We start from the raw sequence: 13,450 nt of genomic DNA on the forward strand, positions 1-13,450 counted from the left end.
TTAATCAGCCTATGTATTTTTACGCTCTAGATTACGCATAAATTCCGTTAATTTTCGCTGAGCTAGTTCCTTGTCACCCTCCAAAAGTATCCAATCTAAAAGCGATACCATGTTCTGATTCCTAAGAAACTCATCTCGCAATTCTTCCTTTTTATTTATCTCTGATAACATTTCTTGCTTCTCTTCAGAAGTAAGCTCATCCGTAAAATATTTAGTTAGATCAATTCCCATTCTTTTGTTTCTCTTTTTATCAAAGAACGATTATCAAGGGAAATACCCCTAAAAATACCTGATAATTTTCCAAAATCTTATGCAGCAAGACATATACTCAATTTTCCTCTTAACTTTTTCAGTGCAATACTCATTTGACATTCAACCGTATTCACCGATATACCAAGACGCTCGGAGATTTCCCTATATTTTAGGCCTTCCATACGACTTAACATAAATATATCACGACATCGTTTTGGCAAACTATTTATTGCCTTACGAATCAAGACTTCCGTCTCATTCCCTTCAGAGATATTACATATATCAAAACGATCTAAAGATTGCAATTTCAAGCTTAGTTCTATTTCAAAAGAAGACTGTATGTGTTCTACGTACTTCTGTTCAAAAGCTTTGTGCTTCAGATAATCTAAACATCTGTTTTTTACAAGTCGGAAAAGATAAGCACTCATGTTTTCAATAAGGTCTATTGACTCTCGTTTCTCCCACATGTCAGTAAAGACATCTTGAGTTATATTTTCAGCATCTTCTTCCAAGATCACATATTCTCTTGCAAAGCGAACCAGTTTAGAATAATAAGTAATATACAATTCTGAAAATTCCATATTTGTTTTTCATTTAGATTAAGTACTCAATTATTAAAAATCTTATACTGCAAATATAGAAATGGAAAAAGTATATTTCTTATGTGTGGTAGGCTTTAAAGTAAACGATTACAAACTTACAATCAACATAATCATTTATAATTCAACAAATTACCCACATCGTTTTAAAACTATTTGGTAAATCAAATAGAATTACTTTTGAGACAAAGAACCAAGTTTTTTGACCTCTTCTTCGAAATGATTCCCTTCAAGTATAGACATTCTCTTCACTTTACTTTTATAATTATATATCGTCTGAACAGAATAATGCAAAAAGACAGCAATCTGTCCAACATCTACAATTCCTAAACGCATCAAAGCAAATATACGTAACTCAGTATTCAACCGTTCTTTTTCCGGCTGATATTGTTCTTCCGGTTTCAAAAGTGCATTGAACTCTTCTACAAAGTTCGGATATAACTTCAAAAATGCCTTATCAAAATTAAGATATAACTCTTCAAGTTCTTTTTCAAAAGGACGGGATGATGCTTTATGTAATTCATCAATCTGTCCTGTTTTTATTTTCCGATTAACATTCCTCCTGTATTCATCAAGCTTATTTATATAAACAGCACATTGATTCATAAAGTATCCAATATACTTTTCTTTAATCAGATTAGCCTCATCAAGGTTCTTATTCAAGGCTACCAATTCTTCATTCATTACCTTGAGATTCTTTCTAGCTCTTGAAACTGCTTTTGTCTGTTTATACGTAAAATATAGAGTAATGGCAAGGGCTATCGCAAACAAACTGACCAACAATATATAAAAACGAAGATTCTGTTTCTGTTGCTCTAACCGATATAAATAAGTATTTTCTATAATAGGATGAATACGGGCAATCACAGTGTTTTTAAAACGGGAATTATAAAAAATAGCATCATCCAACGCTACTTTTATATAATTATAAGCCCTATTTATATCCCCTTTATGGTAAAGCTTTACCGCCAAACTTAGTAATGCTTCATTCTCTTTTACAGCCAGTTTCGTATCTGTTATCGCTGCCAAAATCAAATATTTCTCTTCAACATCAAGATTACCAGCCAATCGGTTAGCTCTCGAAAGTCCCATAGACATCATCGCATATCCATGAGTATCCGGTTTTTCTTTATTATATATTTTAGTTAATATTGGAATAGCCTCTCTTACACGACCACTTTCCTGAAGTTTAATTGCTTTTTCCTTTAAATACTCATCTGATTTTTCCGATAGAATGCTCATTACTGTGTCACGATAGGCTTCTTTCTTCACTATATATTCACTTGAGAACCTTTCATCATCAGTATATTTAATCAGGTTTTCATAATATCGAATATTATTCCAGCAATAAATAGCCTTCAAATAATTAGGCAAACTATGACACTGAATGGATTTATAAATATCATTAGCCTGAACAAATAGTCCGGACAAGGAATAAACAAATGCTAATTGAAGTTTACTTTCCAACAAATGTTCTTTATCATTAAGACTTTTAGCTATTTCTATATTTTCCTGTATATATTGTTCAGCAGAATCACAAACAAAAGTTCCATATTGCTGAATAATCTCAGCATTCAAACGAAACAAATCCTCCAAAGTCTGTTGCTGCACTTTCTTCAATTTCAAGTCTTTTATGACATCTTTTTTCTTATCCGTATACACCTGACGTTCAGATATTACCCTGTCTAAAACAGTCAATAATGAATCATTCTCATTACCTGCATAGAGACTGAAAAAGGATGTTGTTAAAAACATTACAAACCAAAGTGTGCGTTTCATATCTTAATAATCTTAATCTTGCAAAAAATATATTTTTTTACGTGTATTCCATCAAAAACTGCATAAATCATTACTTTTATTACATTTTTTAACCATACATAAAAATATCATAGTACAATAAAAATAGATGTTTGTAATAACTTTCATATGGAAGAAAGGAGATTTCATCACAAGCCACGTTAAAAAAAGCTTTTTTGTAATATTGAGTTTGCAAAAAGTATGAATATTAATTCTATATTTGCGGTCATTAAAAGAGAAAGATGAAACAAAGCTTAAAATATGGATTACTCTTGGCATTAGCTTTGCTAATTCACTCTGTCACTAATGAGACAGTGGAAAATATTTACAAAGCTTCCTACCCGACTTATAGTCAGGAACAATGCTATTTATCTCAAGAGTCACCAGGCCACAATACACTTGAAAGGCTTTATCATTTTTACTCTACTCAATCTTGCGATATGAGCCATGTGGATGTGGTGCATATTCCGGCAGATAAAAGCATGTTATTACCCATCGCATATCTCCGCGAACATAAAAAGAAAACAACTCCATCCTATTCTCATTTACCTCACGTGCCAAATTATTTCTATGACCCTATAACACATTATATATATGGTCTGAGGAAAATAATTATTTAACGAATAATTCAATACTTATTCGATTTATCGTTCGGTTTACTTCTTAATCCGGTGGGAACAAGAAGTTTATTACTTATCTTTTATATAATATTCAATCTAAACAGCTATTGAAATTATGAATTTTACATTGTTAGTTGTTGTTTTACTGACGGCACTTGCTTTTGTTGGTGTAGTTATAGCTCTTTCACGAGCTATCTCGCCCCGTTCGTATAACATACAAAAGTTTGAAGCTTATGAGTGTGGTATACCAACACGTGGTAAATCATGGATGCAATTTCGTGTAGGCTACTATCTTTTTGCCATCCTGTTTCTAATGTTCGACGTTGAAACAGCCTTCTTGTTTCCATGGGCAGTGGTCATGCGAGATATGGGACCACAAGGACTTGTTAGTATCCTTTTCTTTTTTATTATTTTAGTTCTGGGACTTGCTTATGCCTGGAGGAAAGGAGCTTTGGAATGGAAATAACTAAAAAGCCAAAAATAAAATCAATTCCTTATGAGGAGTTTATTGACAATGAATCATTGGAAAAATTGGTTCAAGAACTCAATGCAGGAGGAACTAACGTTGCTCTCGGAGTTTTGGATGATTTTATCAACTGGGGACGCAGTAATTCACTGTGGCCACTTACATTTGCCACGAGTTGTTGTGGTATCGAATTTATGGCATTGGGTGCCGCTCGTTACGATATGGCCCGCTTCGGGTTTGAAGTAGCACGTGCCAGTCCACGACAGGCGGATATGATCATGGTTTGCGGAACGATCACCAATAAAATGGCTCCGGTACTGAAACGTTTGTACGATCAGATGCCTGATCCGAAATACGTGATTGCTGTAGGAGGCTGTGCCGTAAGTGGAGGACCTTTCAAGAAATCTTATCATGTAGTAAATGGGGTAGATAAAATTCTACCTGTAGACGTATTCATACCAGGATGTCCGCCACGTCCTGAAGCTTTCTATTATGGAATGATGCAGCTACAACGTAAAGTGAAGATAGAGAAATTCTTTGGCGGAACAAACAGAAAAGAAAAGAAACCGGATTACTTAAAAAATGAAGAGTGAGAAATGAAGAATGATGGATAAATTGCGATTTCTAAAATTGTATAGAGGTTCTTCATTCTTAATTCTACATTCTTAATTTAATAGATTTATGCAAGAGATACAATTTATAAAACCAGCAGCACTACACGATGAAATGCTGCGCTTGCGGAAAGAAAAACAGATGGACTTCCTCGAAAGTCTTACCGGTATGGATTGGGGAATAGCAGACGAAAAAGACACACCTGAAACTCTTCGTGGTCTAGGAGTAGTCTATCATCTCGAATCGACTTCAACCGGCGAACGGATTTCTATTAAAACAGCAACTCTAAACCGAGAAACGCCAGAAATTCCATCGGTCAGCGATATCTGGAAAATAGCTGATTTTTATGAGCGTGAAGTATTTGACTATTATGGAATTGTCTTCATCGGTCATCCTGATATGCGTCGTCTATATCTACGTAACGATTGGGTAGGTTATCCAATGCGTAAAGACAATGACCCGGAAAAAGATAATCCACTCCGTATGGATAATGAAGAGACTTATGATACTACCCAGGAAATAAAGCTCAATCCGGATGGTAGTATCAAAAATAAAGAAACAGTATTGTTCGGAGATGAAGAATATGTCGTTAATATTGGGCCTCAGCACCCTGCGACTCATGGTGTGATGCGTTTCCGGGTTTCTTTGGAAGGTGAAATTATTCGCAAAATTGATGCAAACTGTGGTTACATCCACCGGGGCATTGAAAAGATGAATGAAAGTCTTACATATCCGCAAACACTGGCATTAACCGATCGTCTGGATTATTTAGGAGCTCATCAAAATCGCCATGCGCTTTGTATGTGTATCGAGAAAGCAATGGGTATTGAAGTAAGTGAACGTGTACAATACATCCGTACTATTATGGATGAGTTACAACGTATCGATTCTCATTTATTGTTCTACTCCTGTCTGGCTATGGACCTGGGAGCATTGACAGCCTTTTTCTATGGCTTCCGTGATCGTGAAAAGATTCTGGATATCTTCGAAGAGACTACAGGAGGACGACTCATTCAGAATTATAATACTATCGGTGGCGTACAAGCAGATATTCATTCCAACTTTGTAAAGCGGGTAAAAGAATTTATTCCTTATTTAAGAGGAATCATCCATGAATACCATGATATTTTCACAGGAAATGTGATTGCACAAAGCCGTCTGAAAGGAGTTGGTGTATTGAGTCGTGAAGATGCCATTTCATTCGGCTGTACCGGAGGTACAGGTCGTGCTTCAGGATGGGCTTGCGATGTACGTAAACGAATCCCGTATGGAGTATATGATAAAGTAGATTTCAAAGAAATCATTTATACTGAAGGAGACTCATTTGCCCGTTACCTGGTACGTATGGATGAAATCATGGAAAGTTTGAACATCATTGAACAACTGATTGATAATATTCCAGAAGGAGCTTATCAAGAAAAGATGAAACCTATTATTCGTGTTCCTGAAGGTAGCTATTATGCAGCTGTAGAAGGAAGTCGTGGAGAATTCGGTGTATTTCTTGAAAGTCATGGAGATAAGATGCCTTACCGTCTACATTACCGTTCCACCGGATTACCACTAGTTGCAGCTATCGACACGATCTGTCGAGGAGCCAAGATCGCTGACCTCATTGCTATTGGAGGAACAATTGACTATGTAGTCCCGGATATTGACAGATGATAATAAACAAAATTCTTAATGTAAGAAATATGTTCGACTTTAGTATAGTAACAAACTGGATACACGAGCTACTCACTTCCGTTATGCCGGAAGGATTGGCTGTTTTTATAGAATGCGTGGTCATCGGCGTATGTATCATTGTGATGTATGCCATCCTCGCTATTATATTGATTTACATGGAACGCAAAGTCTGCGGTTTCTTCCAATGTCGTCTCGGTCCGAACCGTGTCGGTAAATGGGGATCTATCCAAGTACTTTGTGACGTTCTGAAAATGCTAACCAAAGAAATCTTCACTCCGAAGGATGCCGATCGCTTCCTTTATAATCTTGCTCCATTCATGGTTATCATTGCCTCCTTCCTGACTTTCGCTTGTCTCCCTTTTAATAAAGGAGCAGAAATATTGAATTTTAATGTGGGAGTATTTTTCCTGTTGGCAGCCTCCAGTATTGGAGTAGTAGGTATTTTGCTAGCCGGCTGGGGTAGTAACAACAAGTTCTCTCTTATCGGAGCCATGCGAAGTGGTGCACAAATCATCAGCTATGAGCTTTCTGTTGGAATGAGTATCATGACAATGGTTGTATTAATGGGAACCATGCAATTCTCCGAAATTGTAGAGAATCAAGCAGATGGTTGGTTCATATTTAAAGGACATATTCCTGCCATCATAGCTTTCATCATTTATCTCATTGCAGGAAATGCGGAATGTAATCGTGGACCGTTCGACCTTCCCGAAGCTGAAAGTGAATTGACGGCGGGATATCATACAGAATATTCCGGTATGCATTTCGGTTTCTTCTATCTTGCCGAGTATTTGAACCTCTTTATAGTTGCCGGTGTGGCAACCACTATTTTTCTTGGGGGATGGATGCCTTTACACATTGTCGGTTTAGATGGATTTAATGCAATAATGGATTATATTCCCGGTTTTATCTGGTTCTTCGGTAAAGCATTCTTTGTTGTATTCCTTTTAATGTGGATCAAGTGGACCTTCCCACGTTTGCGTATCGACCAGATTTTGAATCTGGAATGGAAATATTTGGTTCCCATTTCTATGGTAAACCTATTATTAATGGCATGCTGTGTAGCCTTCGGCTTTCATTTCTAAATGACAAGATGTTATACAGAATCCCCATTCGGAATAATTAATGTAAAACGAGAATTATGGAATATAAAGATCAAAAATATACGTACTTAGGAGGTCTAATGCATGGCATTCATACCCTAGCGACGGGTATGAAGACCAGTATTAAAGTTTACTTCCGTAAAAAAGTAACCGAGCAATATCCCGAGAACCGGAAAGAGCTGAAAATGTTCGACCGTTTTCGTGGTACACTGAACATGCCCCACAATGAAAACAACGAGCATCACTGTATTGCCTGCGGATTATGCCAATCAGCATGTCCAAACGACACTATCAAGATAACAAGTGAAATGATAGAAACGGAAGATGGCAAAAAAAAGAAAATCCTGTCGAAATATGAATACGACTTGGGATCATGTATCTTTTGCCAACTGTGTGTCAATGCCTGTCCACACGACGCTATCACATTCGCCCAGAACTTCGAACACGCAGTGTTCGACCGGACAAAACTTGTCCTGCAACTCAACCATAAAGGTAGTAAAGTTATAGAAAAGAAAAAAGAAGTTTAGATATGGGATCAACACTTGAAATAGTAGTATTCTACTTTTTGGCAGTATTTATTATTGCAATGTCCATTATGACAGTGACCACCCAACGTATCGTACGCTCGGCTACCTACCTGCTTTTTACCCTCTTCGGAACAGCAGGAATCTATTTTCTGCTAGGTTACACATTCCTGGGATCTGTTCAGATCATGGTTTACGCCGGTGGTATTGTCGTACTTTATGTATTCTCCATCTTATTAACCAGTGGAGAAGGTGATCGTGCAGAGAAAATCAAACGAAGCCGATTTCTGGCAGGACTCTTTACAATGATTGCCGGTGCAGCTATTATTTTGTTTATCACTCTGAAGCACAAATTCCTGCAAACGAATAATTTAGCTCCGCAAGAGATAAATATTCATGCCATCGGTAATGCTTTGCTAAGTAGTGACAAATATGGCTATATATTACCTTTTGAGGCTATCAGTATTTTGTTGCTGGCTTGTATCATCGGAGGTATCATGATTGCACGTAAAAGATAAAACAAGTATTAACTATCAAATAGTAAATTTGAATATGATACACATGGAATATTATCTGGTAGTATCAACTATCATGATGTTTGCAGGAATCTATGGATTCTTTACTCGCCGGAACACACTGGCTATCCTGATTTCTGTCGAGTTAATGCTGAACGCAACAGATATCAATTTTGCTGTGTTCAATCGCTTTCTTTTTCCCGGTGGAACAGAAGGCTATTTCTTTGCATTATTCTCCATTGCCATTTCAGCTGCAGAGACTGCTATCGCAATTGCAATCATGATTAATATTTACCGGAACCTGCGAAGCATCCAAGTACGCAACCTGGATGACTTGAAATGGTAAGGATGAACTCATTAACAATAATAATACTAAGTAATCAAAATAATTTGTATGGAACTAACAATTCTAATACTCCTTCTTCCCTTTCTCTCCTTCCTATTAGTAGGAATCGGAGGTAAATGGATGTCTCACCGGACAGCAGGCATTATAGGTACGCTGGTATTGGGAGCAGTAGCGGTACTATCGTACGTCACAGCTTTTCAATATTTCTCCGCACCACGTCTGGAAGATGGAACGTTCGCCACTTTAATACCTTACAATTTTACGTGGCTTCCTTTCACTGAGACTTTACATTTTGATTTGGGCATTTTGCTCGATCCTATATCTGTAATGATGCTGATTGTCATCTCTACCGTATCGCTGATGGTACACATTTACTCTTTCGGCTATATGAAAGGAGAGACCGGATTCCAACGCTATTACGCTTTCCTGTCTTTGTTCACCATGTCAATGCTTGGACTAGTGGTGGCAACCAATATTTTCCAGATGTATTTGTTCTGGGAATTGGTAGGGGTCAGCTCATATTTATTAATCGGTTTCTATTACACCAAACCAGCAGCTATTGCCGCTTCCAAAAAGGCCTTTATCGTAACGCGGTTTGCCGATCTAGGGTTCCTCATCGGTATTCTGATTTACGGATACTATGGAGGTACATTCGGTTTCACTCCGGACACGGTATCAATCATTAGCGGTGGGGCTTCTATGTTGCCTTTGGCATTAGGATTAATGTTTGTAGGTGGTGCGGGAAAAAGTGCAATGTTCCCATTACACATCTGGTTGCCGGATGCAATGGAAGGTCCAACCCCTGTGAGTGCATTGATCCATGCAGCAACAATGGTTGTAGCGGGCGTCTATCTGGTAGCACGTATGTTTCCACTGTTCATTGCTTATGCACCCGACACATTGCACATGGTTGCCTGGGTAGGAGCTTTCACTGCTTTCTATGCAGCAAGTGTAGCTTGCGTACAATCAGACATTAAACGTGTACTTGCCTTTTCTACCATCTCACAAATCGGTTTCATGATGGTAGCATTGGGAGTTTGTACTTCTATGGACCCGCATCACGGAGGATTGGGATACATGGCTTCCATGTTCCATTTGTTTACACACGCCATGTTTAAAGCATTGCTCTTTTTGGGTGCAGGTAGCATTATTCATGCAGTACATTCTAATGAGATGTCTGCTATGGGAGGACTTCGTAAATATATGCCAATCACTCATTGGACATTCCTGATTGCCTGTCTTGCTATTGCCGGCATTCCTCCTTTCTCCGGCTTCTTTTCTAAAGACGAAATCTTAGCCGCCTGTTTTCAATATCATCCTGTGATGGGTTGGGTGATGACTGTTATTGCAGCAATGACAGCTTTTTATATGTTCCGCTTGTATTATGGTATTTTCTGGGGCAAAGAAAACAAAGAAGCACATGCTGCACATACTCCCCACGAAAGTCCATTAGCTATGACTTTCCCACTCATGTTCCTGGCAGTTGTCACTTGTGGGGCAGGCTTCATTCCTTTCGGGCATTTTATCAGTTCGAATGGTGAATCTTACTCCATACATCTGGACCCATCTGTTGCCATTACCAGTGTAGTCATTGCAATCATTTCCATTGCCATAGCCACCTGGATGTATAAGAATGCCAAACAACCGGTAGCAGATACGTTGGCACGCCATTTCAAGAAATTACACAAAGCTGCTTATAACCGTTTTTACATCGACGATATATACCAGTTTGTCACTCATAAGATCATTTTCCGCTGCATTTCTACTCCTATCGCATGGTGGGATCGTCATGTAGTAGATGGATTCTTTGATTTCCTGGCATGGGCAACTAATACAACAAGCGACGAGATCCGTGGTTTACAGAGTGGTCAGGTACAACAATATGCTTATGTGTTCCTTTGTGGAGCATTGGCACTAATCCTGTTACTGGCTCTCTAATTCATAATTAATAATCTATAATTCATAATTATACAAATGAATTTCTTATCAATCTTCGTACTTATTCCTTTATTGATGCTAGCCGGACTATGGGCTGCACGAGGAATTAAAACGATTCGGGGAGTCATGGTCACCGGAGCCTCAGCACTCCTGATTGCTTCTGTGGTACTAACCTTCCTGTATCTGGGAGAACGTAGTGCCGGAAACACGTCAGAGATGTTATTCCGTGCTGACACTGTCTGGTATGCACCCCTTCACATTGCCTACTCTGTGGGGGTCGATGGGATCTCAGTAGCCATGCTATTATTATCTGCTGTGATTGTTTTCACTGGTACATTTGCTTCCTGGCGTTTGCAACCTCTGACTAAAGAATATTTCCTCTGGTTCACACTCTTATCCATGGGAGTTTTCGGATTCTTCATATCCATTGACTTATTCACAATGTTTATGTTTTACGAAATAGCGCTTATTCCTATGTACCTTTTAATCGGTGTGTGGGGATCAGGTCGCAAAGAGTATGCTGCCATGAAACTGACGTTGATGTTAATGGGTGGTTCAGCCTTCTTGTTAATTGGTATCCTCGGTATCTATTTTGGTTCAGGGGCAACCACTATGAATATATTGGAAATAGCACAATTGCATAACATACCTTTTGCTCAACAATGTATCTGGTTCCCTCTTACTTTCCTTGGTTTTGGAGTATTGGGAGCACTTTTTCCATTCCATACATGGAGCCCCGACGGTCATGCTTCCGCACCGACTGCGGTATCCATGTTGCATGCGGGAGTATTGATGAAATTAGGAGGTTACGGATGTTTCCGTATTGCTATGTATCTGATGCCGGAAGCAGCTAACGAACTTTCCTGGATCTTCCTTATATTAACAGGTATTTCTGTTGTATATGGTGCATTCTCGGCTTGCGTTCAGACAGACTTGAAATACATCAATGCTTATTCATCCGTATCACACTGTGGTCTGGTACTTTTTGCTATTTTGATGTTGAACCAAACAGCAGCAACCGGAGCTATTCTTCAAATGCTTTCCCATGGTTTGATGACAGCCTTGTTCTTCGCCCTTATCGGTATGATTTACGGACGTACCCATACACGTGATGTCCGGGAACTTTCGGGATTGATGAAAATCATGCCATTCCTTAGTGTATGTTACGTAATTGCAGGTCTTGCCAATCTAGGTTTACCGGGATTAAGCGGATTTATTGCAGAAATGACCATCTTCGTCGGTTCCTTCCAGAATCCGGATATATTCCACCGCACTCTGACTATTATCGCTTGTTCGTCCATCGTCATAACAGCAGTTATATCCTCCGCCTGGTTGGTAAGATTTTATATGGTACCTGTACAAACAAACACCATCTTGAACTAACAGATGCAACATGGGACGAGCGTGTTGCTGTTATCTGCCTGATTGTTTGTGTAGCCGGATTAGGTATGGCTCCTTTCTGGGTTAGCCATATGATTGGTGAAAGTGTATTACCTGTTGTTTCTCAACTGGTACCTTAATTCATAATTCTTAATTCATAAATCAGACAAAATGGATTATTCACAATTTCTACATATGCGAGAAGAGTTGTCACTCATAGCCGTATTGCTTATTTTATTTCTGGCTGACCTCTTCATGAGTCCGGACGCACATAAAAAAGACGGTAAAGCACAATTAAATACGATGCTCCCTGTTATATTGATGGCTATTCACACGGTTATCAACTTTGTTCCGGGCACTGCTGCCGATATCTTCGGTGGTATGTATCATTATGTTCCAATGCACACAGTCATCAAATCAATTCTGAATGTTGGTACACTGATTGTATTTCTGATGGCACACGAATGGATGAAGCGTGAGGATACTTCTTTCAAACAAGGTGAGTTTTATGTACTTACACTTTCTACCCTGTTTGGTATGTATCTCATGATCTCTGCCGGACACTTCCTGATGTTCTTCATCGGATTAGAGACAGCTTCTATCCCTATGGCCGCGTTGATTGCCTTTGACAAATACCGCCACAACTCAGCAGAAGCCGGAGCTAAGTATATCCTAACTGCTCTTTTCTCTAGTGCTCTGCTACTATTTGGTCTTTCTATGATCTATGGTTCAGCAGGAACACTTTATTTTGATGATCTCCCTGCTCATATCAACGGCAATGCACTACAAATAATGGCTTTTGTTTTCTTCTTCACCGGTATGGCATTCAAACTCTCATTGGTTCCGTTCCATCTTTGGACAGCTGATGTATACGAAGGAGCACCAAGTACCGTAACCGCTTACTTAAGCGTTATTTCAAAAGGATCAGCTGCATTTGTATTACTGACTGTCCTTATCAAAGTATTTGCTCCGATGATTAATGACTGGCAGGAAGTACTTTATTGGGTCATCATTGCAACAATAACCATTGCTAACATTTTCGCTGTTCGCCAGCAGAATCTGAAACGCTTGATGGCTTTCTCCAGTATATCACAAGCTGGATATATCATGTTAGGTGTGATTGGGGGTACGGCACAAGGAATGACTGCTTTAGTTTATTATGTATTAGTTTATGCTGCTGCCAACCTTGGTGTATTTGCAGTAATTACTATTATAGCATTACGCAGCGAAAAGTTCACACTGGAGGATTATCAAGGATTATACAAAACAAACCCAAAGATTGCTTTCCTGATGACTATATCTCTGTTTTCTTTAGCTGGCATTCCACCATTTGCAGGGTTCTTTTCTAAGTTCTTTATATTTATGGCTGCTTTCGATGCAGGATTCCATCTGCTAGTATTCATAGCATTAGTTAATACAGTCATTTCTTTATACTATTACTTATTAATCATTAAAGCAATGTATATTACTCCTTCCGATAATCCTATTCCGACTTTCCATAGTGACCGTTGTACCAAACTGGGATTGGCACTTTGCACTTTAGGGATCATCGGCTTGGGTATTGCAAGTATTGTATATCAATCCATTGATAAACTATCGTTCGGAATATAATAAT

The 13,450-nt window shown here is 38.6% G+C and carries 13 protein-coding genes and 1 pseudogene; 11 read left to right on the forward strand and 3 right to left on the reverse strand.

Annotated elements, in window-relative coordinates; all coding sequences use genetic code 11:
* Nucleotides 1-9 precede the first annotated feature (9 nt).
* The 3 genes from JCM17102_RS08145 to susR form a co-directional block, all read right to left on the reverse strand.
* A complete protein-coding gene (locus tag JCM17102_RS08145) occupies nt 10-231 on the reverse strand; it encodes a hypothetical protein (protein ID WP_025074745.1) in 222 nt (73 codons plus the stop codon).
* Nucleotides 232-308: 77 nt separating this feature from the next.
* On the reverse strand, nt 309-833 hold the full coding sequence (locus tag JCM17102_RS08150) for an RNA polymerase sigma-70 factor (RefSeq protein WP_025074746.1): 525 nt from the start codon (nt 831-833) through the stop codon (nt 309-311).
* Between the two features lie 192 nt (nt 834-1,025).
* A complete protein-coding gene (gene susR / locus JCM17102_RS08155; protein WP_025074747.1) occupies nt 1,026-2,630 on the reverse strand; it encodes a SusR family glycan utilization regulator in 1,605 nt (534 codons plus the stop codon).
* Nucleotides 2,631-2,890: 260 nt separating this feature from the next.
* Between susR and JCM17102_RS29555 the strand changes: the two genes are divergently transcribed.
* The 11 genes and pseudogenes from JCM17102_RS29555 to JCM17102_RS08210 all read left to right on the forward strand — a co-directional run bounded on the left by JCM17102_RS29555 (nt 2,891) and on the right by JCM17102_RS08210 (nt 13,446).
* Complete coding sequence (locus JCM17102_RS29555) at nt 2,891-3,268, forward strand: hypothetical protein (protein WP_025074748.1); 378 nt, start codon at nt 2,891-2,893, stop codon at nt 3,266-3,268.
* 115 nt (nt 3,269-3,383) lie between these two features.
* Entirely contained in the window at nt 3,384-3,734 is a 351-nt protein-coding gene (locus JCM17102_RS08165; RefSeq protein WP_025074749.1) for an NADH-quinone oxidoreductase subunit A, read from the forward strand.
* Complete coding sequence (locus JCM17102_RS08170; RefSeq protein ID WP_025074750.1) at nt 3,725-4,327, forward strand: NADH-quinone oxidoreductase subunit B; 603 nt, start codon at nt 3,725-3,727, stop codon at nt 4,325-4,327. The genes JCM17102_RS08165 and JCM17102_RS08170 overlap by 10 nt, the downstream gene beginning before the upstream one ends.
* Before the next feature lie 88 nt (nt 4,328-4,415).
* Nucleotides 4,416-6,008, forward strand: coding sequence for an NADH-quinone oxidoreductase subunit D (locus JCM17102_RS08175; protein WP_025074751.1), 1,593 nt, complete (start codon nt 4,416-4,418; stop codon nt 6,006-6,008).
* Between the two features lie 29 nt (nt 6,009-6,037).
* Nucleotides 6,038-7,114, forward strand: coding sequence for an NADH-quinone oxidoreductase subunit NuoH (gene nuoH, locus JCM17102_RS08180; RefSeq protein WP_025074752.1), 1,077 nt, complete (start codon nt 6,038-6,040; stop codon nt 7,112-7,114).
* A 56-nt stretch (nt 7,115-7,170) separates the two neighbouring features.
* Entirely contained in the window at nt 7,171-7,659 is a 489-nt protein-coding gene (locus JCM17102_RS08185; RefSeq protein ID WP_025074753.1) for a 4Fe-4S binding protein, read from the forward strand.
* Nucleotides 7,660-7,661: 2 nt separating this feature from the next.
* A complete protein-coding gene (locus JCM17102_RS08190) occupies nt 7,662-8,174 on the forward strand; it encodes an NADH-quinone oxidoreductase subunit J family protein (RefSeq protein WP_025074754.1) in 513 nt (170 codons plus the stop codon).
* Nucleotides 8,175-8,208: 34 nt separating this feature from the next.
* A complete protein-coding gene (gene nuoK, locus JCM17102_RS08195; protein WP_025074755.1) occupies nt 8,209-8,517 on the forward strand; it encodes an NADH-quinone oxidoreductase subunit NuoK in 309 nt (102 codons plus the stop codon).
* A 48-nt stretch (nt 8,518-8,565) separates the two neighbouring features.
* The gene (gene nuoL / locus JCM17102_RS08200; protein WP_025074756.1) at nt 8,566-10,455 is read left to right on the forward strand and encodes an NADH-quinone oxidoreductase subunit L; all 1,890 of its coding nucleotides are present in this window, start codon (nt 8,566-8,568) and stop codon (nt 10,453-10,455) included.
* Nucleotides 10,456-10,491: 36 nt separating this feature from the next.
* Nucleotides 10,492-11,975 (forward strand): annotated as a pseudogene (locus JCM17102_RS26745) (complex I subunit 4 family protein).
* Between the two features lie 31 nt (nt 11,976-12,006).
* Nucleotides 12,007-13,446, forward strand: coding sequence for an NADH-quinone oxidoreductase subunit N (locus tag JCM17102_RS08210; protein ID WP_025074757.1), 1,440 nt, complete (start codon nt 12,007-12,009; stop codon nt 13,444-13,446).
* Nucleotides 13,447-13,450: the final 4 nt, after the last annotated feature.

The sequence above is a fragment of the Bacteroides faecichinchillae JCM 17102 genome (genome assembly GCF_000614145.1).
Classification (GTDB): Bacteria; Bacteroidota; Bacteroidia; order Bacteroidales; family Bacteroidaceae; genus Bacteroides; species Bacteroides faecichinchillae.

Bases quoted from the DNA above. Each gene is read 5' to 3' on its own strand.
- JCM17102_RS08190 (WP_025074754.1), top strand. From the start codon at position 7,662: ATGGGATCAACACTTGAAATAGTAGTATTCTACTTTTTGGCAGTATTT.
- JCM17102_RS08170 (WP_025074750.1), top strand. From the start codon at position 3,725: ATGGAAATAACTAAAAAGCCAAAAATAAAATCAATTCCTTATGAGGAG.
- JCM17102_RS29555 (WP_025074748.1), top strand. From the start codon at position 2,891: ATGAAACAAAGCTTAAAATATGGATTACTCTTGGCATTAGCTTTGCTA.
- nuoH (WP_025074752.1), top strand. From the start codon at position 6,038: ATGTTCGACTTTAGTATAGTAACAAACTGGATACACGAGCTACTCACT.
- JCM17102_RS08175 (WP_025074751.1), top strand. From the start codon at position 4,416: ATGCAAGAGATACAATTTATAAAACCAGCAGCACTACACGATGAAATG.
- JCM17102_RS08150 (WP_025074746.1), bottom strand. From the start codon at position 833: ATGGAATTTTCAGAATTGTATATTACTTATTATTCTAAACTGGTTCGC.
- JCM17102_RS08165 (WP_025074749.1), top strand. From the start codon at position 3,384: ATGAATTTTACATTGTTAGTTGTTGTTTTACTGACGGCACTTGCTTTT.
- susR (WP_025074747.1), bottom strand. From the start codon at position 2,630: ATGAAACGCACACTTTGGTTTGTAATGTTTTTAACAACATCCTTTTTC.
- nuoK (WP_025074755.1), top strand. From the start codon at position 8,209: ATGATACACATGGAATATTATCTGGTAGTATCAACTATCATGATGTTT.
- JCM17102_RS08145 (WP_025074745.1), bottom strand. From the start codon at position 231: ATGGGAATTGATCTAACTAAATATTTTACGGATGAGCTTACTTCTGAA.
- JCM17102_RS08185 (WP_025074753.1), top strand. From the start codon at position 7,171: ATGGAATATAAAGATCAAAAATATACGTACTTAGGAGGTCTAATGCAT.
- nuoL (WP_025074756.1), top strand. From the start codon at position 8,566: ATGGAACTAACAATTCTAATACTCCTTCTTCCCTTTCTCTCCTTCCTA.
- JCM17102_RS08210 (WP_025074757.1), top strand. From the start codon at position 12,007: ATGGATTATTCACAATTTCTACATATGCGAGAAGAGTTGTCACTCATA.